A 24,669-nucleotide genomic window follows, 5' to 3' on the forward strand; every position below is an offset into this window, starting at 1 on the left:
ATCGCCGGTGGAAGGGGGCTACTCATGCTGAAAACGACGGCGCTGCTGACCGCGGCGCTGACAGTGCTGACAGCGGGACCGGTGACGGCCCGCGCGAACGGCGACTGGAACGGGTGGCAGAAGGACCTCGACGGATCGCGGCACAACGCCGCCGAGTGGCGCATCGACCGCGGCAACGCGGGCAAGCTGAAGCTCAAGTGGGCGTTCACCTATCCCAGGGGCGAGGTCAACGGTGTCCGCAGCCAGCCGGCGGTCGTGGGGGACACCGTCTACTTCGGGGGCCCCGACGGGAAGTTCCGGGCCCGTGACGCGCGCCGCGGCGGAGCCGGGTGGGAGTTCACGCTCCCGCCCGCCGAGCGGCACGTGTCCGTCTCCGACAGCCCGGTCGTCTCCGGTGGCAAGGTGTTCTTCGGCGACAGCGTGAGCCGGTTCTACGCGCTCGACCAGCGCACCGGGCGGCTGAGGTGGCAGGTGCGGCTCGACGACGGCATCGCCTCCACCACGACCAGCTCGCCGATCGTCCACAACGGACTCGTGTACGTGGGCGTGTCCAGCGCTGAGAACACGCTGCCGATCTCGCACGACTGCTGCACGTTCCGCGGCCACGTCGACGCCTACGACGTCGACAACGGCGCGCTGGTGTGGCGCCACCACACGGTGCCGGAGCCGGTCGAGGTCGGGACGTGGCCCAACGGCGCCAAGCGGTTCGAGCCGTCCGGCGCCGGGGTGTGGAGCTCACCGGTGATCGACAGGAGGACGGGCACCCTCTACGTCGGCACGGGCCAGAACTACACGGGCAAGGGCGGCGAGTTCGACTCGCTGCTCGCGCTCGACGCCCGCACCGGCGCCGTGCGGTGGACCCACCAGGTCACCGACGCCGACACGTGGCGCGACGCCTGCAACACCCCGGACGCCGAGGGCTACTGCCCCGGGCTGAAGGACGGGACCAACCTCGACTACGACATCGGCGCCACGCCGAACCTGTTCACCGCCGGCGGCAGGCGGCTCGTCGGCGTGGGGCAGAAGTCCGGTGTGTACCACGTGTTCGACGCCGCGACGGGCCAGGTCGTGTGGCGGCGCCAGCTCGGCGTGCCGCTGCCCAGCGGCGGCATCTCCGGCATCCAGTGGGGATCGAGCTACGACGGCAAGCGGCTCTACATCGCCACCTACTACGCGGGCCCCGGCACGTTGTTCGCGCTGGACCCCGCCACCGGCGAGGTGCTGTGGCAGACCCCGGCGCCCGAGGACGGCTGCTCCACGGGCGGCGCGGCCGGTCAGCCCGTCTGCGAGCGGGCGCACGGGCTCCCGGTGTCGAGCTCACCGGGTGTGGTGTGGCTCGGCGCGGCCGACGGCAAGTTCCGCGCGTACGACGCGAGGAACGGCCGGATCATCTGGTCGCACGACACGATCCAGGACGTCCGGGGCGTGAACGGGCTGACCGGGCGTGGCGGCACCATGTCGGGGCCGGGCACCGGGGCCGTGGTGGCGAACGGGATGGTGTTCGTGAACTCGGGCTACTACCCGGAGTACGAGAGCCCGCACGGGCACGTGCTACTGGCCTTCGGTCTGTAGCTTGCGGCGCACCGGGCCGGTCGGCAGACCGGCCTCGGTGCGCACCTCGACCGCCAGGAGCCAGGCCCTGCGGGCGGCTTCGCCGTCTCCCGCCGCCGCGTGGGCGTCGCCGAGCCGTTCGCGGGCGGCGGCTTCGAGGGCCCGGTCTCCGCCAGCCCGGAAGTGCTCGACGGACCGGGTGAACGCCTCGACGGCCTCGGCGGGCCTGCCCAGGCCGAGGTGGGCGGAGCCGAGGTTGTCCCACGTCTCGCCCTCGCCCATGACGTGGCCCAGCGCCCGCCACATCGGCATCACGCGCTCGGCGTACTCGATCGCCTTCGCGTACTCGCCGAGCCTGACGTGGCTCCAGGCGAGCCCGGTCAGCGCGTTCGCCTGGCCGTAGCGGTCGCCGCACTCCTCGAACAGCGCGAGGCCGCGCCGCGTGTGCTCCACCGCCTCGCCGATCCGGTCGTCCGGGCACAGCATCGCGATGTTGAGCAGCACCCCCGCCTGTCCCGCCGGATTTCCTTCATAGGCTTCGAAAGCGCGTTCCAGCGCGGCCTGGGCGTCCTCCCGCCGTCCCACCCGGTCGAACGCGCGGCCCAGGTTGATCAGGGCACGCCCCAGCTCGGCCGCGTCGCCGAGCTGCCCGGCCGCGGCGACCGCGAGCTGTTGCGCGGTCAGCAGGTCCGCGTAGTGGGCCCGGCGGTCGAGGACGTCGGCGAGCGCCCAGCCGATCAGCCACGTCTGCACCGGGGTGGCGTGCGGCAGCGCGGACATCAGCGCCGGGTGCTCGGCCGTCAGCCACGCCAGTGCTTCCTCGTGCGTGCCGAACGACGTGACCACCACGCCCGGAGCCGGGTCCGGTGTGCGCGGGCGATGCCGGGTCGGGGTGAACGCCACGCCCGCCGCCACGCCCGTCAGCGCGAGGTGGTCGAGCAACCGGTGCAGTGCCTCGTCCCGTTCGTCCGCGGGCGCCAGCTCGGCCGCGTAGCCGCGCAGCAGGTCGTGGCAGGTGAACCGGCCGGGCTCCGGCTCGTCGAGCAGGTTCGCCCTGGCGAGCTCCGCCAGCAGCGCCTCCGTCTCGGCCAGGTCCAGCCCGGCGAGCGAGGCGGCGCCCGCCAGGCCGATGTCCGAGCCCGGTGTCAGGCCGAGCAGACCGAACAACCGCAGCGCGGCCGGGCTCAACGCCTTGCAGGAGTGGGAGAACACCGACCGCAGGTCCGCCGTGACGTCATCGTCGTCGGCGAACGCGTCGAGGTCGGCGAGCTCGTCCGCCAGCGCCGCCAGCGGGAACTCCGGCTGCGTCGCCGCCCGCGCCCCGGCCACCGCGAGCGCCAGCGGGAGCCGCGCGCAGCGGCGCACCACCTCGTCGACCGCCTCGGGCTCGGCCCGCGCGCGGTCGTGGCCGATCCGCGACGCCAGCAGCGCGCGGGCCTCGTCGGGCGGCAACAGGCCCAGCGGCAACGAGTGCGCGTCCGGAGGCTTCAGCGCGGTGCGGCTGGTGATCACGACGTGCGTGTGCGGCGTGTGCGGCAGCAGCGGCTCGATCTGGTCGGTGTCCGTGGCGTTGTCGAGCACCATCAGCACCCGCTTGTCCGCCAGCGCGTCGCGCAGCAGCTCCGACTGGCCCGCCAGGTCGTGCGGCACCTTCGCCCGCGGCACGTCGAGCGCGGACAGGAACCGCAGCAACGCCTCACCGGGGCTGACCGCCGCGCCGCTCGGGCCGAACCCGTGCAGGTTCACGTAGAGCTGGCCGTCCGGGAACCGTTCCGCGGCCTGGTGCGCCCAGTGCACGGCCAGCGAGGTCTTGCCGACCCCACCGGTGCCGGTGATCACGACGACGCCGCGCGGCGCCTGGTCGAGCGCCGCCAGCTCGACCGCCCTGCCGGTGAACGGCTTGGGCGGGGCCGGCAGCTGCCGCGGCGCCGACGTCGGCCGCAGCCGCCGGTACAGCGAGGACAGCGCCCGCGACGGTTCGGCGCCCAGCTCGTCGGCCAGCCTGCCCCGCACCCGCAGGAAGTGCTCGACCGCCTCGGTCGTGCGGCCGCAGCCGTGCAGCGCCCTGATGAGCTGGGCGGCCACGCGTTCGTCCAGCGGACGCCGGTCGGCGAGCGCGCGCAGCTCCGGCACCAGCTCGGCGTGCACGCCCTCGTCGAGGCGCGCGTCGAGGTGGTCGAGCCGCGCGGTGAGCAGCTCCTGCGCGAACTCCGCGCGTTGCCGCACCGCCCACGGCGTGTTCAGCCCGGCCAGCAGGTCGTCGCCGGCGAGGGCCAGCGCCGCCGCCGTCCTGCCGGTGCGCACCAGGTGCCGGAACAGGTGCAGGTCGACCTCCAGCGGGTCGACCCGCACCACGTACCCGCCGGTGTCGCGTCCGACCAGGCCGGGCAGCGTCTGCCGCAGCCTGGTCAGCCACGTCTGGGTCATCGCGCGGGCGCGGGGCGGTGGCGTGTCGCCCAGGACGCGCTCGACCAGCTCGTCGGCGCTCACCACGCGACCGGCGTCCACGAGCAGGACCCCCAGCAGGGCGCCCAGCCGCGTCGCGCCGAACTCGGTCACGCCGTCGTCCGTCCGCGCCGAGACACCGCCGAACACCGTGAACCGCACGATGATCACCGTATCCGGTCGGGACGGGCGCTCACACGCCGAACGACTCCCGCAGTTCGGCCACCACCAGCTCCGGCACCTCCATCGGAGCGAAGTGGCCACCGCGCGGCATCTCGGTCCACCGCACGATGTCGTGGTTGCGCTCGGCCATGCGCCGGATCGGTACCCCCACGTCGTGCGGGTACACGGCCACCGACGTCGGCGTGTCCGAGTCCGGTTCCAGCTCTCCCCACGTCTCGTCCCCCTCCTGGTAGTACCGCGCCGACGAGCCCGCGGTCCTGGTGAACCAGAAGATCGACGCGGTGGTCAGCAGCGCATCGACGGGTACCCCGATCCCGGGGTCGCTCCACGTGTGGAACGCCCATTCGATCCACTCCAGCTGTGCCACCGGTGAGTCGGTGAGCGCGTAGGCGACCGACTGCGGGCGGGTGCTTTGCATCGACACGTACCCGAACTGCTCGAACTCGTACTTGTACGCCTTCTCCACGCAGCGGCGTTCGGCCTCGACCTCCATGTCGGCGGTCTCCGCCGTGACGGTCGCGGAGAAGATCTGGTTGACGTGGATCGCGCGGACCTCGTCGCGCATCCCGAGCTGCCGGGTGAGCTTGGCGCCGAAGTCGTACCCGTGCGCCACGTAGCGGTCGTAGCCCAGGCGCCGCATGAGCTCCGCGAACACGTCGGCGACGCGCGGGATGGTCCAGCCGAGCTCCGGGGTGGGGCCGGAGAACCCGAAACCGGGCACCGACGGCACCACCAGGTGGAAGTCGCGGCTCAGCGGTTCGAGCACGTCCTGGAACGCGAAGCAGGTCGACGGCCAGCCGTGCGTGAGCAGCAACGGCTCCGCGTCCGGCTTCGGGCTCCGCACGTGCAGGAAGTGCACCCTGGTCCCGTCGATCTCGGTGATGAACTGCGGGATCTTGTTGAGCCGCCGTTCCTGCTCGCGCCAGTCGAAGTCGCGCCACCGCCGCACGAGGCCGCGGAGGTGGTCGGAGGGCGTGCCCTGGGCCCAGCCCGCGCCGCGCGGCGAGTCGGGCCAGCGGGTCTGGTCGAGGCGGCGGTGCAGGTCGTCGAGCTCGTGCTGGGGAATGGAGATGTCGAACGGCTTCATGCGGGCGACGCTATGAAGACTGTAGGACAGATATGGTCCTACAGTGTCGTCGAGTCGGTTGTTGAAGTTGCTCGGCCTGCTCCAGTCGCGGCGGGAGTGGTCCGGTGTGGAGCTGGCGGAGCGGTTGGGCGTCACCACGCGCACGGTTCGCCGTGATATCGAGAAGCTGCGCACGCTCGAATACCCCGTTCACGCCTCGATGGGGACGTCCGGAGGTGGCTACCGGCTGGGTCCGGGCGCACAGCTGCCGCCGTTGCTGCTGGACGACGACGAGGCCGTCGCGGTGGCGGTCGGGCTGCGCACGGTCAGCGGCATCGAGAACATCGGGGAGACGGCCGTGCGCGCGTTGCTGAAGGTCGAGCAGGTGTTGCCGTCGGCGTTGAGGCACCGCGTGGCGGCGTTGGACGTCTCGACGGTGCCGCACACCGGCACGGCGCCCGTGGTGGACGCCGCCGTGCTGACCACGGTCGGAACGGCGTGCCGTGACCGGCAGCGGCTGCGGTTCTCGTACGTCAGCCACGCGGGGGAGGAGTCCGAGCGGGAGGCCGAACCGCACCGGTTGGTGACGTGGGGCCGGCGCTGGTACCTGGTCGCGTGGGACGTGCGAAGGGATGACTGGCGCACCTTTCGACTCGATCGTATGACCGTGCGCACCCCGTTCGGGGCCCGGTTCACGCCGCGTGAGATCCCTGGTGGGGACCCTGGGGCGTTCGTGGCGGCACGAGTAGCCGATCGGTGGCCGGTGCAGGCCGTTGTGCGACTCGCCGTGCCCGCTTCCGAGGCGACGGAGTGGCACAGCTACGGCGAGGTCGTGGCGCTCGACGCCGAATCGTGTCATGTTCGTGTCGGTGGCGAGACCATGGACGCCGTGGTGTTCATGCTCGCGGGCACCACCGCGGAGTTCGAGGTCGTCTCGCCACCGGAACTGGCCACCGCGCTCGTCCGTGCGGCGGACCGGTTCCGCCGGGCGGCGAAACTCTAGAGCTCTTCTCAGGTTCCTGACAGCACACTCCCAGGTACGCCCGGCTCAGTGGAGGTCAGGAGGTCCGCCATGCTGATCGATCGCACCATGCCGCTGGGCACCGCGCTCACCGCCACCTACGCGTCGGAGCGGGGCCCGCGCACGTACAACGCCGACGCGTACGCCAACGGCCGCCGCACGTTCGTCGTCGCCGACGGCGTGGGCGACTCACCGGCCGCCGCCGAAGCGGCGCACGCCGCCGCCCAGGCCGCAGCCCTGCTCACCGACCCGGTCACCGCGGTGCTGGCCGCCCGCGCCGCTCTCCAGGTCCACTCCGGTGACGCGGTCATCGTCGTGGCCACCGCGCGTCCGGACGGCGGCTTCGACGTGGCGTGGGCGGGCGACGCGCGCGCGTACGCCACGGACGGCGAGGAGTTCGTGCAGCTCACCACCGACCACACGGTCGGCGAGTACTTCCGCGAGCGTGGAATCGTGGCGGAGCCGCGCATGGACCACGTCGTCACGAACACGGTCCGCAACGCGACCGCCGAGAACATCGGCCGTGCCGCGACCAGGGCCGCCCGGCTCGTCCTCGTGTCCGACGGCGTGTACGGGCCGTTGGGGCACAACGGGATCGAGGCGATCCTGTCCGGTCAGGCTTCGGCCGAGCGGCTGGTGCGAGCGGCCCTGTACGCGGGCGGAACGGACAACGCGACCGCCGTCGTGGTGAGCTGATCTAGCCGGCCTTCTTCTTGCCGCCGCCGCGCTTCTTCTTGCTCGCCTCGACGCTGCGCTGCAACGCCTCCATGAGGTCCACGACGTCCGTGGCGGCGGACGGCTCCTCCTCCACCACGATCTCGCGGCCCTTCTGCTTGTCCTCGATCAGCTTGTTGACGCGCTCGGTGTAGGTGTCGCGGTAGTCCTTCGGGCGCCAGTCGTCGGCCATCGACTCGACCAGCGACATCGCCATGTCGAGCTCCTTGCCGCGCGGCGCACGTCCCTCCGGCGTCACGTCGAGGACGTCCTCGGGCTTGCGGATCTCGTCGGCGAAGAACAGCGTGTGGACGGCCAGGATGCCGTTGTCCTCCTTCAACGCCGTGAGGTACTGCTTGCCGCGCATGACGAACATCGCGATGCCCGCGCGGTTCGTCTTCTTCATCGCCTGCGCGAGCAGCAGGTACGGCCGGGAGAACTCGGCCTTCGCCGGTCCCAGCCAGTAGGTCTTCTGGAAGTACACGGGGTCGATCTCGTCGAGGTCGACGAACGCCTCGATGTCGAGCGTGCGCGAACGGCCGGGCGCGATCTCGTCCAGCTCCTCGGGCTCCACGACGACGTACTCGCCGCTCTCGACCTCGTGCCCTTTCACGATCTTGTCGTAGGGCACCTCACGCCCGGTCCGCTCGTTGACGCGCTTGTACCGGATGCGGTCCGACGTGCCGCGCTGGAACTGGTTGAAGTGCACCGTGTGGTCCGTGGTGGCGCTGTACAGCTCCACCGGGATCGTCACCAGGCCGAAACTGATCGACCCGCTCCAGATAGCCCGTGCCATGAGGTGGACGTACCCGCTCCGTGCCGCGCCGAACCACCCGGCGGGTTACGGTCCCCGATCGTGAGAGTCGTCGTGCTGTCCGACACCCACGCGCCGCGGTTCTGGAAGCGGTGCCCACCGGCCGTGGCCGAACACCTGCGGCCGGCCGACCTGATCCTGCACGCCGGTGACGTCTGCGTCGCGCCGGTGCTGGACGAGCTGGCCCGGTACGCGCCGGTCATCGCCGTGAGCGGCAACAACGACGGGCCGGACGTCGCCGCGTGGGGCGCACGCGAGACCGCCGAGTTCGAGATCGACGGCCTGCCGGTCGCGATGATCCACGACAGCGGCCAGAAGACCGGGCGGTGGGCCAGGATGCGCCGCCGCTTCCCGGCGGCGCGCCTCGTCGTGTTCGGGCACTCGCACATCCCCTGGGACGAGGAACGCGACGGGTTGCGCGTGTTCAACCCCGGCTCACCCACGGACAAGCGCCGTCAGCCGCACGCCACCGTCGGGCTGCTGGAGGTGTCCGGCGGTGAGCTGCTGGACGCGCGCATCGTGCCGCTCGCCCACCCGGCGAGCAGGGGGCCGAGCAGCTCGTAGACGTGCGGGTCGAAGCCCATGCCGGTGTGCGTGCTGTGCACCTCGACGCAGTCCGCGCACGGGTCCTGGCACAGCTCCCACGGCACGACGCCGTCGGACCGCGAGAAGATCGAGACCGCCGGGACCCGCAACGGTTCCGCGAGGTGCTGGATGTGCTCGTCGAAGCACGGTCCGCGCAGGCAGTCGTCGTCGAGCAGGCCGGGGACGCCCGCGGCGGCGAGCCTGGTCAGGAACCGCACTATGCGCATGACGTTGGGATGCGCGCCGAGCGGGTCCAGGATCGGGCTGCCCAGCATGACGAGCCCGTGCACCAGGTCGGGCCGCCGGGCGGCGACCATGCGCGCGAGGCCGCCGCCGCGGCTCTGGCCGAGCAGCACCACGGGGCGGCCGGTGCGCTCGGCGTGCTCCTCGGTGCTGCGCAGGAGCGTGGACAACAGCTGCGCGGTGCAGCCGACGGTCAGCCCGACCCCCGAGCCCACCGGCCGGTAACCGCGGGCGCGCAGCCACCAGCCCGCGGGCCAGAGGCTGAACCCTCCCGCGCCGAATCCGGGCACGAGGACGACACCGAGGCCGCCTCCCTCGTCGGGATCGGCGTTGTGCCACACCGGGTGGCGCAGCAACCGCGGTACGTCCCACAACGCCCTGAACGCGCTTTCCCGCGCCACAGAACGCAATCCGTCGAACATGCCTGAGGTTTGCCGGTCAGCCGGGAGCTAAACCGAGATTCCGCAGCGAGGCGTGTCCCGGACGCCAGTGCGTCGACACTGCCACATATCTCGCGGTCGTTGCGGCACCGTAAGTCCTGCCGTCGACGCTGAACGTGACGGTGTGCGGCGGCGGCACGCCTTCGGTCCACTTCAGACGGACGGAACCGATCACGTGCGGCGCGCCGAGGTCGACGACCATGCGTCCGTCCCTGCCCGGCGTCCACGCGGTCCGCTCCGACCCGTCGACCGCGGCGGCCGGGTCGCTCATGCCGGGCGGCAGCACCGAGTGCGGGAAGGTCACGCGGCCCAGCGCGAGGTCGTCGAACGGGAACGCCTTCGCGCCGGGCACGGTCACCGTCCGGCTGCCCTTCCGGAGCACGACCCGCAGCGAGAAGCCGTCGCGGTGGGTCAGCGTGAACCGGGCGGGACCGCCGCGGAACGTGACGCGCCGGGCGTCGTGCACGACCGCCGTGACGCCCGGCGGGAGGCCCTGGGTGGTGAACCACGGCGCCTCCACCCGTGCCGTCGCGGCGGGTAGCGAGAGCGTGTAGGCGATGCCGGTGTCCGTGGTGACCTGCGTGCCGCGGTACAGGCGGGTGCCGTGCAGGTGGACCGTGCCGCTGACGTCGGCGTCCGAGAGGTTGAAAAGTGTCAGGAAACCGTCCGCGGTGCTCGCCCGCACGCTGTCGGGGGTCCGCGGTACCGGGTTCGCCGCAATCTTCCGCAGGTCGGCGCGGACATGGCCCTCGATCACCCCGGCGGGGAGCGTGATCGTGTCCCCGTGCACGGTGATCGGCTCGTCCGAACGCGCGACGAACCCCGCCCGTCCGTCCACGTCCAGCCATCCGGGGGTGCTGAGGTCGGGCCTCGGGTACTCGGCGACCGTCGTCCATTCCGTGCCGTCCAGGGACGTCTCGACGCGGTAGGCGACGGCAGCCGCTGTCTCCCAGCGCAGCCGCACGCTCCGCACGGTCGTCTCGGTGCCGAGGTCCACGGACAGCCAGCTGTCGGTCCGTCCGCGTTCGGAGCGGGCGACCGCCCAGCGAGTGGAGGGGTTGCCGTCGGTCGCCTTCTCCGGTTCGAAGCCGGGGTCGAACGACGACGCCGTGGGGTGGCCTTGCGCGGCATCGACCTCGAAGTCGAAGATCGAGTAGCCGTAGGTGGGATGCGGCGTGACGCCGAGCATGCGGACGTGACGCGCCGTCGTCGCCGGGAACGTCAGCTCGTCGACCCGGAACCCTTCTCTGGCCCGGACCGTGACGCGACCAGACGCTCCGGTGTAGGTGCGGGAACCGGTGAGACCGGGCATCCCGGCCATCGCGAGGTTGTGCACGTCCACGCGTCCTGGCCGGGGGAGCGCGCACACGACCGTGCCCGTGGGCAGCGTGGCCGTGCCGGCGAAACCGTCCGCGAACCGCAGCAGGCACGCCGTCGCGTCGAACCCGTCGCGAACCCCTTGGTACGCCACGGCGTTGCGTCCGGTCACCGTCGCGGACGGCAGCAGCGACGGCGCCGGGCCGCTGATCTTGAACAACCAGTCGTCGTGGTGCGGCTGCCACGCGAGCTTGGTGAAACCCGGCTTGGTCACCGTCCCCGCCCACGCCGCCGCGGACTGGTGGGTCAGCAGGCCGGGGTCCGCGCCGTGGTCGATCGTGATCGCCGCACGAGCGAAGAACTCCTCCTCCGGCACCGGTTCCGCCCCCGGGCGCAGCTCGTGCAGCAGGTAGCTGATCGCGAGCTCTGCCCGTGCCTCCGGCTCGTACTTGGCCTCCCCGGAGAACTTCGCCAGCCGGTGCACGGGCGGGTGCGCCTGGTAGGCGAGCAGCCGGGACGCGAGCGCGGCCTCGGCGCGGGCGGCCATCGGGTCGCGCAGCACGGTGGAGCGGAACGCGAGCGGCAGCACGTCCCGGCCGTACAGGTGCTCGCGGTCGGCGACCATCGGCATGAGCGGCTCACCGGCGTCGCTCATCGTGGCGAGGATGGTGCGCCACAACAGCTCCCCGTTCGGCTGGCGGGTCAGCACCTCGGGCAGCGGCCTGCCCGCGAGCAGGAAGTGCACGGCGTTGCGGCCGGAGGTGCGCCACAGCTCCTCCTGGTAGTGCGGGCCGAACGAGCCGTGGTTCTCGACGATGAACGTGTCGTGCAGGTTCGCCGCGGTGTTGGCCGACACCGGCACCCCGTCCACGACGGCCGTCGTGGCGAGGTCGGCCGCGGGCAGCCCCGCCTCGTTGCGGCTCCACCGGCCGAACGCCTCCCGCCAGCCCGGCCCGTCGCCGTGCCAGGCGATCCCGGGCGCCAGTGCCTGGGCGTAGACGCCCATCTCCTCCAGCTTCGTGTCGCCGCGGTAGCCACCGGTGAGACCGCGAGGCGTCCAGCCGCCCGAGCGCGGGTCGTCGGACGTGCCGAGCGACGCCGTGTACTCGGCCTGGCCGCGGGTGATCGCCTCGACGTCCGCGCGGGTCGCCGCGTCGAGGTCGGACCAGAGCAGGCGGGCGGCCAGCACGAAGTAGGACTGGAACGTGGTGTCCCAGAACAACGTCTTGCCCCACTCGCCGCCGCCCGCGAGGACGTTGCTCGCCGCGAAGTGCTTGATCGTGGCGAGTGTGTGCTGACGCAGCACGTCCTGCTCGACACCGGCGAGCGCCGCGTCGTAGGCGCCCCTGGTGAGCAGGACGGCGTTGCCGAGCACGACCGCGAACCCGAAGTCGGTGCGCCGGTACCACCCGGCCGCCGCGTCGTACTGCGTCTGCGCCCACCGCGTGTGCCGGAGCAGGGCCTCGTGGTAGACGTCCCTGGCCGGCGCTGCGGAGGCGACGGCCGGTGTCAGGGTGAGCAGACCGGTGGCGGCGAGGAAGGTCCTCCTGTTGATCAGCACGCGAGCGCGGCCTCCACCCAGTCGGCGTGGTCGAAGTTCTTGCCGTCGCCTCCGTCGGTGACGCGCAGGCTGAGCATCCGGACGCTGGTGACGTCCACGTCGATCGGTCGTGCGGCGCCCTTTCCGCTGATCACCCCGCTGTCGAAGAGCAGCTTGTCGTCGCCGAACACCTGGAACACAACGGAACCCGGCTGCTCGGTCTCGTCGTCGAGGCCGACCTGCGCGGTGAGGTGGTCGCAGCCGCGTCCGAGGTAGACCGACACCTCGGACGGCGCGTGCACGCCGAGCCCCTTGGCGTACGTGACACCGCCGATGGTCAACGTTTTGCCGTCACCACCGGAGTTCTCGCCGTTGGAGCGGTCGCGTTCGACCGGCCCCCAGCCGTTGGACTCGCTCATGAACGGCAGATCGCTCACCCACGCGCCATCGGCGGGTACCGGTGGCGGCACGAACGCCTTCGCCGCCTGCTCGACGTGCACCCCGTCGCCGAAGGTCGCGACGACCGGCACGTCCACCGGCCCGATGCCGCTACCCGCCGTCAGGTGCCAGGCACCGCTGACCGACTCACCCGGCGCGAGCTCGCGGCGGGTGACCACGGGTCCGCTCACGCTCCAGCCCTCCGGGGCGACGGCCCGCAGCGTGACGTCGCGGATCTCCTGGTCGCCGTTGGTGAACGTGCCGGTGACCTCCAGCCGTGACCCCGGCGGGGTGTCGGCGGGAGTGTCCGGCGTGACCGTCAACGTCGTCGCAGGGACCTGTCGGATCGGCTCGTCGCACGTCTGAAGACCCGGCCGGTAGCGGCAGACGACGGCGGCGAACCCGCCGTTGCGCCTGGCCGGGACGGAGAGCGCGTCGGTGCGACCCAGCACCTGCCGGTCGCGGACGACGTCGGCGCGCGTCTCGGGGTCGCGGACCGTCTCGACCAGCCACTGCCCGCCGCCCAGGAACCCGAGCGGCGCCGTCAGCGTGCGTTCCGGACCCGTGATGCCGCCGATGAACCACCTCTCGCCGGCACGGCGGGCGACCACCGCGTGGGAGTCAGGGTCACCGTCGAGCAGCCGGGTCTCGTCCCAGACCGTCGGCACCTGGTCGAGGTAACGCAACGCCTGCGGATGCCGTCCGTACGCCTCGGGTTTGTCCGCGAAGTGCGTCCAGCCCGAATCGTAGACGACCGGCAGCGCGACCTCGTGCGCGACCGACGCCTCCTTCGTGCCGACCTCCAGCGACACCGGCGTGTAGTCCATCGAGCCGACGACGTTGCGGGTGAAGAACTGCACCGGGTTGTCGGCGGCGGGCGGGAAGTTCTCGGCGCCGCGCACGGCCTCCATCGTGAGCACGTGCGGCCAGGTCCTGGCGAGACCGTGCGGGATGGTCGAGCCGTGGAAGTTGACCATCAGCCGCAGGTCGGCCGTCTTCCGCAGCACCGCGTCGTACCAGCGGTAGCGCTCCTGCGAGTCGGACTCCATGAAGTCGAGCTTCACGCCCTTCGCGCCCCACTGCTTCACCTTCGGCAGCAGCGCGTCGCGTTCCTGCTCGGTGTCGAGGTCGCTCCACCTGATCCACAGCAGGACCTCCACGCCCCGCGCACGGGCGTAGCGGATCAGCTCCGGCACCCACGCGGCGCTCCAGCCCTCGTCGACCAGCGTGTACGGCCAGCCGTTGCGGGCGGCGAAGTCCACGTACCGCTTCTGCCGCTCGAAGTCGCCGGGGCTGGAGTGCTCGCTCAGCCACGACCACGCGACCTTGCCCGGCACCACCCACGACGCGTCCCCGAGCTTCGACGGCGTCGCGAGGTCGTCGACCAGCGTCGAGGTGCTGACGGTGGCCAGGTCGCCGACGATCGCCGTGCGCCACGGCGTGGTGCCCGCCGACTCGACCCGTTCGTCGGCCAGGACGACCTGGAACCCGCCACCGGCGGCCCGCAGCCTGCTCCCCGTGTACCGTCCGTCCACATCGGACTCGGTGAGCAGCGCGAAGTCCGGCCCCGACTGGAAGAGCGACGGGTAACCGAACTCGCCGCTCGCCGCTCCCGCCGTCGTGCGCACGCGGTTGGCCTCGTACCAGGCGTTGTAGGGGAGCAGCCACGCCTTCGCGTCGGCCGGGAGGCGGAAGCTCGACGCCTCCGCCGTGACGCTGTCCGGGCCGGGCAGCACGTAGCGGTAGGCGACGCCGTCCGGTGCCGCCCGCACGACGAGGTCGAAGCTGCCGTGGGCGTTGCGGAAGCCCAGCCGCGTCTCCGTCATGCGGGTCGCGCGCTGCATCCGCTTGCCGTGCGGCATCGAGTACCGCTCCTGGACAACGCGGTCACGGCGTCCGGTGAACACCAGGTCCGTCGTGAGGTCGGCGGTGGCCGTGGTGAGCCCGACCGCGGCGGGGTGCAGGACCGTTCTGCCTTGACGGCGCACGGCCAGCGTCAGCTTTCCGCCGGTCAAGGCGATGTCCGCGCTGACCTGACCCGGTCCGGCGACGGTCCAGCCGACGGGTGCGGCGACCGCGGGGACGGCGGGCAACAGCAGGGCGAGCACCAGTACGAGCAGTCGTGACATCGTTGTCAGCTCCCGGGGTGAGACCGCTCCCATCGTGTTGGGGGCGATCACGCCCGGTCAAGGGGCTGATTTTCATCAGTCCTCTTGCGGACAGCGTCAGAGCACGACGATCTCGATCTCCTTGCCGAGCTTCGCGCCGCCGAGCAGGTCGAGGTCGTCGCCGCTCCAGAACCGGCCGGGGTCGTACCAGTTGGGCCTGCGCCGCGGCAGCAGCCCCATCTCCTCGTACGTCACGGCCACGATCTCCGCGCAGAACGCGCTCTCCAGCGAGGCTTCGGCCTTCGGGCCCACCGGAACGCGCCCGCGCAGCCACCGCGAGGCCAGCTTCGCCGTCGACGGGAACGGCGTGCCATCGAGCCGTGCCACCGTCTTCAGCGCCGCGTCCTCCATCTCGCGCGTCACCTCGTGGTCGAGCTGCCGCAGCCACGCCCGTTGCCCGTACTTGTCGTGCCACGTCACCACGGCGTCCCGCAGGTCGTGCAGCTGAGCGCCGCGCTGATGCGTGCCGCTCCACATGTCCCGCAACGACTTGCCCAGCTCCGCGTGCCACATCAACGGCGGCAGGTCGTCGATGACGATCGCCATGCCGACGTGGTTGACCGGGCTGTTCGTCATGGCCTGGATCGCCCGGTCCGCCGGGCTGCGCCCGCGGAACACCCACACGTCGCCGGTGCGCGTCATCTCGACGGCTTGGTCCAGAGTTGTCGGCATAGCCGACTACCCTAGGCACATGAAGCTCTGGAAGCTGCTCGGCATCGCCGCTTTCGCGGGTGTCGCGGCGAGCGGCGTGGCCGTCGCCCGCAACCAGCGCCGCCGGGCCGCGTACACCCCGGACGAGATCAGGGACCGCCTGCACGCGCGGCTCGCCGAGGCCGATTCCGCGAAGTGAGGTTCCGGAATCGGCGAAGCACCGCCACCGTTACCGGCCGGCACCCGCGGTGAAGCTCCGGTAATCGATTCCGCACGCCGGTTCCGGAGCGTGATGATCGCATTTCCCGTTCATCCGATGGTGTGACGTTTGCGCAGCCCACACGCCTGGAATCGTCCACCGATCGTTGTCAACCCGAGCGTTTCCGACATCGGACAACGAAATCTGCGTACCTTCGGAAGTGGTTGCACTCCGGGGGGAAGCAATGCCGATCGTGCTGTCCGAATCCGCGTCCAGAGGCCGCGGTCTCACTATTCTGTTCGAGCTGGAAGACCTCGCGCGAACCCGGTTCGCGCCGGCACCGCTGCCGATGTACGAGCTCGTCTTCGCGATGCACCGGGGCGACTGGGACCGCCTCCTGCTGCCGCGCATCCGCCCGCTCGCCGAACTGGTCAGGCCGGGCAGGTTCGTCCCCGACTTCTTCGACTCCGCGCGCCCCGACTTCGACGAGGCCGTGCGCGAGGTGCTCGACGTACCCGCGACACGGGTCCGCGACCAGATCGTGAGCATGCTGGGCACGACGTCGCCGTGGCTGCGGTCGTACGCGGCGGGCACCCCGGCCTCGCGCCAAGAGCTGCGCTCAGCGCTGACGACGGCGTTCCGCGAGCTGCTCGCCCCGAACTGGGCGCGCACACGGCAGGCGTTCGACGCGGAGGTGCGGCTGCGCTCGGCCCAGGCCGTGAGCCGCGGCCTCGGCGACCTGCTGGGCCACCTGCACCCGTCGATCTCGTGGACCCCGCCCGCACTGCACGTCGAACTGGCCTGGGAGGCGGAGATCTCGCTGCGCGGCACGGGCATGCTCGTCGTCCCCGTCCTGAACGGCCTGACCAGACCCGCCGTGTCGATGTTCGCCGAACCGCAGCCGCTGCTCTTCTACCCCGTGACGGCACCGCAGCCGAGCGGCGGCAGCCTCGAACTGGCCCTCGGCCGCACCAGAACCCTCGTGCTGCGGGCGCTGACGTCCGAACGCACCACCACCGAACTGGCCCGGCACGTCGGCATCAGCCTGCCGACGGCGTCACAGCACGCGACGGCCCTGCGCACCGCGGGCTTCGTCTCCACCCACCGCAACGGCAGGTCGGTCCGCCACCGCCTGACCAGACGCGGCTGGGAACTGCTGAACTGAGGAGGCCCGCATGACCGCGCTACCGCGGTACCGCACCGACCCGAGCCCTCGCGCACTGGCCGCACGCCTGCGCGCCCTGCGCACCGCCGGCGTCCCTGTCGCCTGCGGCGTCTACGCGGGCCTGACCGCCCCCGCTGACACCTCCGCGCTGCACGCCCGCATCACGTACGCGCTGGCCCAGTCGTTCGTGACCGGCACTCCCACACCACGCTTCGAGCCACCGCCGACGTTCCAGCTGCGCCTGCTGACAGCCGCGAGCCAAGGCCACCTCGACCACGGCACCGACATGACGACGTTCCCCGCGGACTTCACCTCCGAACTCTGGCGGCGCGTCCACGACCGCACCCTCACCGCCCTGCACCCTGCCGACCGCCGAACCGCCTGCGACCTGCTGCTGCGCCTGGGCTACCCACAACAAGCCGCGTCCGTGACCGGCCTCAACACGACCGCCCTCAGGGCGATCGACGGCCGCGCCAACGTCCTCTCGCCCGACTGGCCCTGGAACAACTCGCCGTCCTCCGCCACCACCTCCCGGCCTCCACCGCCGAGGCACTGGCACTACGCGCCGCCCGCTCCTCCCTGCCCGCCACCACCCGCCGCGACCTGGCACTGCACGTGCTGTTCCGCCACGCTGCCCGCGGCGCCGACTCACCGTCCCTGCGCGCTGCCGCCGCCCTCGCCGTCAAAGCCGCCTCCGAACTGCCGCAGGACCCGCTGAACCGCGTGCGGCTCCACCGCGCGATGGCCGCCGTGGCGTTCGTGCGGCACGACATCGGGGAGACGCACCAGCTGCTCGGCCGGGCGATGGACTGCCTGGTGGCGGCGGCGCCGGCCGGTGGGTGGGCGGCGGTGGAGGGGGTTGTCTCCGGGAAGGGCTGGGCGGGTGCGTCGGGCGGGATTGGTGGGACGGCGGCGGTGGCGAGCGGAGCGGCTGTGGTGGGTGGGACGGCGGCTGTGGTGGGTGAGGTGGTGGCTCAGCCGGGTGGGGCGGTTGCCGACCAGGGCGGGGCGGTGGTCGCCGCGCTCTTGGCCACGCCTGCCTCGTGCCCGTCCGCATCCGCCGCGCAAACGGCCGTGATCGTCCCGGCTCCGCCGATGTCCGGCCCGCCCTCGGCCACGACCTCGCGTCCGGGCGCCGCCCCGGACCCGGCCGTTCTCGACCGGCTCGCCTGGGCGGACGAGGCGTACGTCCTGCACTGCTTCCTGGTCCGCAGCCACCTCGCGGCCGGGCTGGTCCAGCGCGCCGCCGAGTACGCCGAGGACCTGGTGCGGCTCAGTCCCGGCGACGACCGGACGTGGGCGTTGCGCGGGGACGCGTTGGTCGCGTGCGGCCGGCTTGACGAGGCGGAGCGGGCCTACGGGTGTGGTGTGGCGCTGGGTGGGTGGGGTGTGGCGCGGGCGGCTTACCTCCGGGGGTTCGTGTTCGAGCGGCTGGGGCGGGTGGCGGAGGCCGCCGAGTCGTACGTGCTGGCGCAGCGGGTCGACCCGACGTTCTCGGTGTTGTCAGCGGGCGTCGGCCGTGACGAGCAGCCTCAGGTGCGCGTCCAGCCAGGTGGGCGTGGCCGGGGCCTCGGCGAACGCCGTGAGGCGGGTCGCCGCCGTGCGCAGGCCGAGGCGGTGCAGGTGCGCGCCGACCTCTCGCACCCTGGCGAGCAGGCTGTCCGTCAGGTGGTCAAGACCTCGGTGCGCGGCCTCGGACAGGACGGTCAGCGCGCTGTCGACGGCCGCGCTCAGCGGGTCGGTCGTCGTGACGCCGTGCGGTAGCCGCTCCGGTTTCACCTCCGCCAGGTCGAGCACCACCACGCCCGACGCGGTGCGGACGGCGATCGGGTCGACGACCAGGGTGCCGCGGCGGCGGCGCACCGAGCCGGTGACCACCGCCGGTTCGGCGCGCAACGCCGCTGCCAGCGCGTCCAGGGAGTGCGGTGCCGCGGAGCGGTGGTCCGCTTCCAGGACGGCTGTGCCACCGGTGGGGCCGTGGAGGGTGGCGGTGAGGCGTTGGGCCGCTGGGTCGTACGCGAGCGCGGACACCTCGGTGACCCGGACCGCCCGGACCAGTTCCGCCTCGACGCGTGCACGGACCTGCCGTGGCGGGAGTTCGGCCAGCTGGGCGGCCGTGGCGTCGTAGTCGTCGACCACCAGCGTCTGCGGGAGGTGGTCCCACGCCGTGCCGACCGGGGTGACCGACGTCTTCGCGACCCTGCTGGTCTTCAGCGCGACCACTCGGCTCGCGCTGCGGGTGGCCGACTCCGAGACGACGTTCGCCGCGGCGAGGCGCTGGACGGTGCGCAGGGCGGTGTCTCGCTGCACCAGCACCACGTCGCCGGACGCGTAGTAGACGTCCGCCGTGGTCGTCGTCCGCAGCCGCGCGCCGAGTGCTGTCAGCCTGACTCGCCGCAGCGGGGTCTCCGCCGGCTCGTCCGGGCCGAGGACCTCGGCGCGCGGGCCTGTCGCGGTGATCCGCGCGTGCAGCTCGGTCAGCAGCTCGGCGAACCGCTCCGCCTCGTAGCCCGCGCCGCGGTCGCGGTACGCGGACAGCTGGCCCAGCAGGTCGGTGATCACCGCGGCGGGCCAGTGCAGGCGCTGGGCGATGAGGTCGCGGTGCAGGCGCTGCCACGCGACGTCCAGGACCTCGCTCGCGTGCGCGGCGCCGTCGAGCAGCAGCTGGTCGAGCAGGTCGCCGACGGCGGCCAGGTCCACGGCGGTGGAGACGGATCCGCCGACGTCGACGGTGTCGCTGCCCTGCGCGTCGGCCTCGCGGAACGCCCACACCGCCAGCGCCGTCGCCTCATCCTTGCCGACCGCGTCCGTGTGGACGTACGTCAGGTCGCCGGGGACGAGGAACGTGACCGTGCAGGTCGGCAGCTCCGCCTGGGCTGTCTGGTCCTCCCCGTTCGGCCGCCGGACCTTCGCGCGGTAGCCCGCCTGCAACACCCTGCGGGCGCGGCGCAGCGTCCGCTCGCCCATCAACGCCGCCAGGTCTTCGTCCGTCACCGTGCCCGGCGACCACAGCTCCGCCGGTGCCGCCGCCTCCTGAGTGCGTTGGTAGGCGAGGACGACGGCGATGCGGTGGCGGCACACGCCGGTCGCGCCGCAGCTGCACTTCGCCGCGTCGAGCGCGGTGCCGGGCGGCAGCGTCGTGGTCGTGCCGTCCGGGAACTTGCCTTGGACGGCACCGGCGGCGTCGGTCTCGAGCGCGGGCACCGTGCCCGCGTCGAGTTCTTTGACGGCACGTTTCACCAGACCGCGGTTGGCGAGCGCCGCGAGCGCGTCCGGGGTGAGCGCCATGAGATCGGTTCTGGTCACTTGAGCTTCTCCGCGACGAACTCCGCGAGCTGGCCGGGGGTCATGGCACCGACGTGGGCGCCCACGTTCGCGAGGCGTTGAGCCAGCTCGCGGTCGTAGTCCGGGTTCGCCTCCTCGTCCAGTGCGGCGAGGCACAGGACGTGCGTGCCCTGTTCGCACAGCCCTTTCACCGTCCTCACCAGGTCGAAGTCGTTGCCGCCCTCGTAGAAGTCGCTGATGACCGCGACGACCGACCGGCGCGGGCTGTCGATCAGGGAGGCCCCGTACGCCACCGCCCTCGCGATGTCCGTACCGCCGCCGAGCCGCACCTTCATCAGCAGCTCCACCGGGTCCGTCACGTCCGAGGTCAGGTCGACCACCTCGGTGTCGAACGCGACGAGGTGCGTCCGCAGCCCCGGCAGCCCCCACAGGCAGGCCGCCGTGACCGCCGAGTGGATCACCGAGCTCGCCATCGAGCCCGACTGGTCCACCAGCAGGACCACCTGCCACTGCTCGACGTGCCGCCGGGTGCGCGAGACGAACTTCGGGTGCTCGATCGCGAGCCTGCGCTCCTCGGGCTGGTAGCGCCGCAGGTTCGCCTTGATCGTGCCGCGGAAGTCGAAGTTGCGCGAGTTCTTGTGGATGCTCGGACGCCGGGACCGCGTGCCGCTGAAGGCGGTGCGCACCTCGGTCTTGAGCTTCTCCACCAGCTCCCTCACCACCGCCTCGACGATCTTGCGCGCCATCGCGAGGACGTCGGGGTTCATCAGGTGCTTGGTCCGCAGCACCGCGCGCAGCAGCGCCGGGTTGGCCTCGATCCGTTGCAGCACATCGGGGTTGGTGACGACCTCGGTGATCTCGTACCGCTCCACCGCGTCGCGTTCCAGCCGCTCGATCGTCTCCTTCGGGAAGAGGCGGTGGACCTCGTCCAGCCAGTCGACGGTCTGCACCACCGAGTCGCCGCCCCCGGCGGTCCTGCGCACGCCGCGCCCGGACAGCTCGGGGTCGCGCCCGTACAACCACTCCAGCGCGGCGTCCTGACGTGCCGCGTCGCCCCCGAGCCCGCCCGTGCGGCCGGTGGCGGGTTCGCCGAGGATGAGCCGCCAGCGCTCCATGTCCGTCATGCCAGCCCGCCCTTCACCAGCAGCGCGTCGACGCGCTGTTCCACCGCCATCGCCTCCGCCACGACCACCGGGTCGGCGGAGAGTCTCGTGATCCCCCTGCCGCTGCCCTCCTCGCCGCGGTGGCGCAGGACAGTGGCCGCGATGGTCTCCCGTTCCCTGGGCGGGAAGTAGCTGAACGCGAGCCGCAACGCGGGCAGCGCCACGAGGAACTCGTCCTGTGTCATCGCGCCGACCAGCTCGTCCAGCACCCCCACCAGCTCGGGGCTCGCCAGCACCTCCTCGCGCGCCACCGCGAACAACCCGGCGAGCCAGTCGCCGAGCGCCTCGACACCGCGGACCCTGCCCACGTCCGGCTGCGTGCCGAGCGTCCAGGCGAGCCCCAGCGCCGCGCCCCGCAGGTCCGGTGGCGCCTGGGCGTCCGCGCTCACCCGCAGCGCCACCCCGGCGACGTCCGCGGGGTCCAGCGACAACGCAGGACGCGCGTGCAGTACGGCGTCCCTCGTCGCCGCCATCGCCCTGAGCCGGTGCGGGTCGGCGGGCGCCGGGCCGCCGTGCAGGCCCTCGACCAGCCACAGCACCCTGGTCGTGCCCGCGTCGATCACCTCGCTCAGCAACGGGTCCCGCCGGGTGCCGAACAGCCGGTCGTGCCGCCACAGCCCGAGCACGCCGCTGAGCACCCGCCCGAGCGCCGCCAGGTCGCCCGTCTGCCGGACGCCCTCGCCAAGCGTCCGCTGGACCTCGCCGGACAAGGCGGTGATGCCGCACAGCACCGCGTCGAACAACACCGCGGCGAGGTCCTGCAGGGCCGCGTCCCGTGCCCGCCGTTCGAGCACCGCGCCGGCCGCCTCCTCCAGGGTGGCGCCGTTCTCGGCGGCCTCGATCAACGCCGCGAGCCGTGTCTCCGCCGACCGCAGCTGCCACTGCTCGTCCAGCTGCGGCGCCGCGCCCTCCGCGGGGCCGCTCAGCCGTTCGAAACCGGGAATCCGCAGCACCCGCAACCGGTGCAGGACCCTGCTGCGCTCCAGCCCGGCCGCGTCCGTCAGGTCGAGCGCGACCTTGCCCTCGCCGTCGAGCCCGTGCCTGCGCAACAGCTCGTGCACGGCCTTGACCAGCGGAGGGGCGGGCGTGTCCGGGTGCAGGCGCCCGGCCTTGTCGCCGCGCAAGGCGGCGATCATCTCGAGCAGCGCCGGGTGCGCGCCGGGCTGCGCCGTGCCGCGCCGCGTCCACGGCGGCGGCTGCGAGAGGTCCTCGGAGATCAACGCGCTGGTCAGCCCGTCCAGCACGTCCGTGCGCGCGGGATGTGCGTGACCGCGCAGCCGGGCGAGCGCACCGGCCTGGGTGTGCGCGGCGATCAGGTCCGCCGTGGACACCGGCTGCTGCCGGGCGCGCAGCCGCGTCGCGACCGACTCGACCAGCCAGTCCGCCGCCTGCCGCGGCCCGGTCTCCCACACCTGCTGGTAGTAGCCGGGGGAGGGCATGCCGGACTGGTAGCCGGTGAAGGAGTCGAGCCGGGCGTGGGAGTACGGCACGAGGTAGCTCGCGCCCCGCTCCCGTTCCGGCACCTCCGGCCACCCGGCCTCGTCTTCCGGCACCGCTCGCCCGGGCTCGTTCTCCGGCCCCGTCCGCCCGGTCCCGGTTGCCGGCTCTGCTTGCCCGGCCCGGTCTGCCGGCTCCGGCCGCTCGGCCCCGGCTGCCCGCCCGGCTCGGTCCTCCGCCGCCGTTCGCTCGGCCTCGTCTTCCGGCACCGCTCGCCCGGGCTCGTTCTCCGGCCCCGTCCGCCCGGCTCCGGCTGCCGGTTCTGCCCTGGCCTCGGCTGCCGGTTCGGTGGCGAGCAGGGCCCGGATCGCGGGTGTGTGGAAGCCTCCGGTGACCACCACGACCGGCCGGTCGCCCGCCTTGCGCAGTGCCGCCCGCACCCACCGGGCCATGTACGCCTCGCGCGCCGAGTCGCCGGCGTCGGCCGTGGCGGTGCCGCGCAGCAGGTCGAAGTACTCGGCCAGGCCCACGGGCGCCTCCTCGGACTCGAAGAGGTGGTCCCACAGCACGTCCACGTTGTCGACCGCGAACTCCCGGCACAGCCGCTCGACGACCTCGGCGTACCGCAGCTCCGCGTCGGCGTAGCGGTTGCTCACGTCGCGGAAAGCCTCGTGCCACGCGGGCAGGTCGATGAACCTGACCTCCGCGCCCGCCCGCCTGCCCTCGGTGATCGCCACCCACTCCGGCGAGTAGTCGCAGAACGGCGACCACGACGCGTGCGAGTCGGAGTAGCTGAACAACGCGACCGGCAGCTCGTGCCCGAGCAGCAGCTCGTCGATGCGCTCGTTGAAGTCGGCGGGACCCTCGACGAGCACGTACGCGGGCCGGTGCTCCTCGATGGCGGCGGCGACCAGCCGGGCACAGGCGGGACTGTGGTGCCGGACGCCGACGAACACGGCCCCCATCAGCCGGGGAGCAGGTGACGGGCCTGGTGCAGCGCCTGCCACTGCGCGCCCCTGCGCCGCGCCGCGTGTTGTTCCAGATACCGCCGCAGCCTCGCCAGGTCCTCCGCGTTGTCCTTCGCCGCGGTGCCCGCCAGGCACTCGACGACGTCCGCCGCCGTGCCCGCCTCCCCGCGCAGGAACCAGCCCCGCAGCCCCACCGCGTGCGCCACCGACACCGCCTCGGCCGTGCTCATGACCGTGGTGAGCCGGTCGGTGCCCTCGCGCAGGTCGCGGAACGTCCTGACGAGCACCTCCAGCACGTCCCGCTTCGGGGCGAGCTCCACCCCGGACCGTTCCAGCAGCTTCGCCGCCTCCTGCTCGACCAGGGCGAGCTCGGTGTCGAAGTCCGCGATCGGGAACACCGTCTCGAAGTTGAACCGCCGCTTCAGCGCCGCGCTCATCTCGTTGACGCCCCGGTCCCGCGTGTTCGCGGTGGCGATCACGTTGAACCCGTCCTGCGCGAACACCATGCCGTCGGGGCCGGACAGCTCACCGACCGCCATCACCCGGTCGGACAGCATGGACAGCATGCAGTCCTGCACCTCCAGCGGGCAGCGGGTGATCTCCTCGAACCGCACGATCTTGCCCTCGGCCATGCCGCGCAGCATCGGCGCGGGCACGAGCGAGCGCGGCGACGGCCCCTCGGCCACCAGCAGCGCGTAGTTCCAGGAGTACTTGATCTGGTCCTCGGTCGTCGCCGCGCCGCCCTGGATCGTGAGCGTCGACTCGCCGCACACCGCCGCCGCGATCAGCTCCGACAGCAGCGACTTGGCCGTGCCCGGCTCGCCGACGAGCATCAGTCCCCGGCTGGTCGCGAGCGTCACCAGCGCTCTGTCCACAAGGGACGGATCGCCGACAAACTTCTTCGTGATGCCGCGGCTTTCATCGCCGACGACGAACCGCCGGGCGGCGTCGAGGCTCAACGCCCACCCCGGCGGTTTCGGCGCCGTGTCGGTGTCGCGGAGCCGGGCGAGCTCGTCGGCGAAGCGGACCTCGGCGGGCGGGCGTTGCATCGTCTGGGTGCTGGTCATGACGACAGGGACTCCAGTTCGGAGAGGATCTCTGAGGTGGTGATCGGGTCGAGGCCCTGCGGGCCGGGGGCGTCTGCGGGTGCGGAGTGGCGGCCGGAACCGGTGGGGGAGAACCAGATCTCGCTGATCGCGATCTCCGGCTGGACGTTCACGTCGCCGGCCACGATGCCGGGGCGAAAGACTCGTCGCGAAATCCGTCCGCGACGAGT

At 72.5% G+C, this 24,669-nt stretch carries 19 protein-coding genes; 7 read left to right on the forward strand and 12 right to left on the reverse strand.

Features of this window, described 5'->3' with window-relative positions; all coding sequences use genetic code 11:
- Nucleotides 1–24: 24 nt before the first annotated feature.
- Nucleotides 25–1,572 carry an outer membrane protein assembly factor BamB family protein gene (locus tag BLT23_RS00810; protein WP_090044492.1) on the forward strand — a complete coding sequence of 516 codons (1,548 nt, stop codon included), beginning with the start codon at nt 25–27 and terminating at the stop codon, nt 1,570–1,572.
- Here BLT23_RS00810 and BLT23_RS00815 read toward each other — a convergent pair.
- Together BLT23_RS00815 and BLT23_RS00820 are read right to left on the reverse strand one after the other, a co-directional pair.
- The gene (locus tag BLT23_RS00815) at nt 1,552–4,158 is read right to left on the reverse strand and encodes an AfsR/SARP family transcriptional regulator (protein ID WP_143035771.1); all 2,607 of its coding nucleotides are present in this window, start codon (nt 4,156–4,158) and stop codon (nt 1,552–1,554) included. The two genes, BLT23_RS00810 and BLT23_RS00815, sit on opposite strands and share 21 nt — an antisense overlap.
- 31 nt (nt 4,159–4,189) lie before the next feature.
- Entirely contained in the window at nt 4,190–5,266 is a 1,077-nt protein-coding gene (locus BLT23_RS00820) for an epoxide hydrolase family protein (protein ID WP_090044494.1), read from the reverse strand.
- Nucleotides 5,267–5,309: 43 nt separating this feature from the next.
- Between BLT23_RS00820 and BLT23_RS00825 the strand changes: the two genes are divergently transcribed.
- Entirely contained in the window at nt 5,310–6,248 is a 939-nt protein-coding gene (locus tag BLT23_RS00825) for a helix-turn-helix transcriptional regulator (RefSeq protein ID WP_090044495.1), read from the forward strand.
- A 69-nt stretch (nt 6,249–6,317) separates the two neighbouring features.
- Complete coding sequence (locus tag BLT23_RS00830) at nt 6,318–6,962, forward strand: PP2C family protein-serine/threonine phosphatase (RefSeq protein ID WP_245743402.1); 645 nt, start codon at nt 6,318–6,320, stop codon at nt 6,960–6,962.
- A 1-nt stretch (nt 6,963) separates the two neighbouring features.
- On the opposite strand, the gene ku is transcribed toward BLT23_RS00830, so the two are convergent.
- A complete protein-coding gene (gene ku, locus BLT23_RS00835) occupies nt 6,964–7,734 on the reverse strand; it encodes a non-homologous end joining protein Ku (RefSeq protein WP_425434335.1) in 771 nt (256 codons plus the stop codon).
- 102 nt (nt 7,735–7,836) lie between these two features.
- On the opposite strand from ku, the gene BLT23_RS00840 reads away from it, so the two are divergent.
- A complete protein-coding gene (locus BLT23_RS00840) occupies nt 7,837–8,358 on the forward strand; it encodes a metallophosphoesterase family protein (RefSeq protein WP_090044499.1) in 522 nt (173 codons plus the stop codon).
- Here BLT23_RS00840 and BLT23_RS00845 read toward each other — a convergent pair.
- The 4 genes from BLT23_RS00845 to BLT23_RS00860 all read right to left on the reverse strand — a co-directional run bounded on the left by BLT23_RS00845 (nt 8,250) and on the right by BLT23_RS00860 (nt 15,197).
- The gene (locus tag BLT23_RS00845; protein WP_245743404.1) at nt 8,250–9,044 is read right to left on the reverse strand and encodes an esterase/lipase family protein; all 795 of its coding nucleotides are present in this window, start codon (nt 9,042–9,044) and stop codon (nt 8,250–8,252) included. The two genes, BLT23_RS00840 and BLT23_RS00845, sit on opposite strands and share 109 nt — an antisense overlap.
- Nucleotides 9,045–9,060: 16 nt before the next feature.
- Complete coding sequence (locus BLT23_RS00850; RefSeq protein WP_218133591.1) at nt 9,061–11,940, reverse strand: discoidin domain-containing protein; 2,880 nt, start codon at nt 11,938–11,940, stop codon at nt 9,061–9,063.
- Nucleotides 11,934–14,486, reverse strand: coding sequence for an NPCBM/NEW2 domain-containing protein (locus BLT23_RS00855; RefSeq protein WP_090044502.1), 2,553 nt, complete (start codon nt 14,484–14,486; stop codon nt 11,934–11,936). Before BLT23_RS00855 ends, BLT23_RS00850 begins: the two co-directional genes overlap by 7 nt.
- A gap of 96 nt (nt 14,487–14,582) precedes the next feature.
- Nucleotides 14,583–15,197 carry a hypothetical protein gene (locus BLT23_RS00860; RefSeq protein ID WP_090044503.1) on the reverse strand — a complete coding sequence of 205 codons (615 nt, stop codon included), beginning with the start codon at nt 15,195–15,197 and terminating at the stop codon, nt 14,583–14,585.
- A gap of 19 nt (nt 15,198–15,216) precedes the next feature.
- Here BLT23_RS00860 and BLT23_RS40430 point away from each other — a divergent pair, with 19 nt between their 5' ends.
- From BLT23_RS40430 to BLT23_RS00870, 3 genes are all read left to right on the forward strand, one after another.
- The gene (locus tag BLT23_RS40430; RefSeq protein WP_176946531.1) at nt 15,217–15,375 is read left to right on the forward strand and encodes a hypothetical protein; all 159 of its coding nucleotides are present in this window, start codon (nt 15,217–15,219) and stop codon (nt 15,373–15,375) included.
- Between the two features lie 244 nt (nt 15,376–15,619).
- Nucleotides 15,620–16,540, forward strand: a complete 921-nt coding sequence (locus BLT23_RS00865) for an ArsR/SmtB family transcription factor (RefSeq protein WP_090044505.1) — start codon at nt 15,620–15,622, stop codon at nt 16,538–16,540.
- 10 nt (nt 16,541–16,550) lie between these two features.
- On the forward strand, nt 16,551–17,258 hold the full coding sequence (locus BLT23_RS00870) for a hypothetical protein (protein ID WP_090044507.1): 708 nt from the start codon (nt 16,551–16,553) through the stop codon (nt 17,256–17,258).
- A 785-nt stretch (nt 17,259–18,043) separates the two neighbouring features.
- On the opposite strand, the gene BLT23_RS00875 is transcribed toward BLT23_RS00870, so the two are convergent.
- From BLT23_RS00875 to BLT23_RS40435, 5 genes are read right to left on the reverse strand one after another with little or no spacing between them, the layout of a single operon-like run.
- Nucleotides 18,044–19,846, reverse strand: a complete 1,803-nt coding sequence (locus tag BLT23_RS00875) for a hypothetical protein (RefSeq protein WP_218133592.1) — start codon at nt 19,844–19,846, stop codon at nt 18,044–18,046.
- On the reverse strand, nt 19,843–20,949 hold the full coding sequence (locus BLT23_RS00880; protein ID WP_090044508.1) for a VWA domain-containing protein: 1,107 nt from the start codon (nt 20,947–20,949) through the stop codon (nt 19,843–19,845). Before BLT23_RS00880 ends, BLT23_RS00875 begins: the two co-directional genes overlap by 4 nt.
- A complete protein-coding gene (locus BLT23_RS00885) occupies nt 20,946–23,390 on the reverse strand; it encodes a DUF5682 family protein (protein WP_090044510.1) in 2,445 nt (814 codons plus the stop codon). The genes BLT23_RS00880 and BLT23_RS00885 overlap by 4 nt, the downstream gene beginning before the upstream one ends.
- Nucleotides 23,390–24,460, reverse strand: a complete 1,071-nt coding sequence (locus tag BLT23_RS00890; protein ID WP_218133593.1) for an ATP-binding protein — start codon at nt 24,458–24,460, stop codon at nt 23,390–23,392. The genes BLT23_RS00885 and BLT23_RS00890 overlap by 1 nt, the downstream gene beginning before the upstream one ends.
- A complete protein-coding gene (locus BLT23_RS40435; protein WP_176946532.1) occupies nt 24,457–24,624 on the reverse strand; it encodes a hypothetical protein in 168 nt (55 codons plus the stop codon). Before BLT23_RS40435 ends, BLT23_RS00890 begins: the two co-directional genes overlap by 4 nt.
- Nucleotides 24,625–24,669 lie beyond the last annotated feature (45 nt).

The sequence above is a fragment of the Lentzea fradiae genome, assembly GCF_900100955.1.
Classification (GTDB): Bacteria; Actinomycetota; Actinomycetes; order Mycobacteriales; family Pseudonocardiaceae; genus Lentzea; species Lentzea fradiae.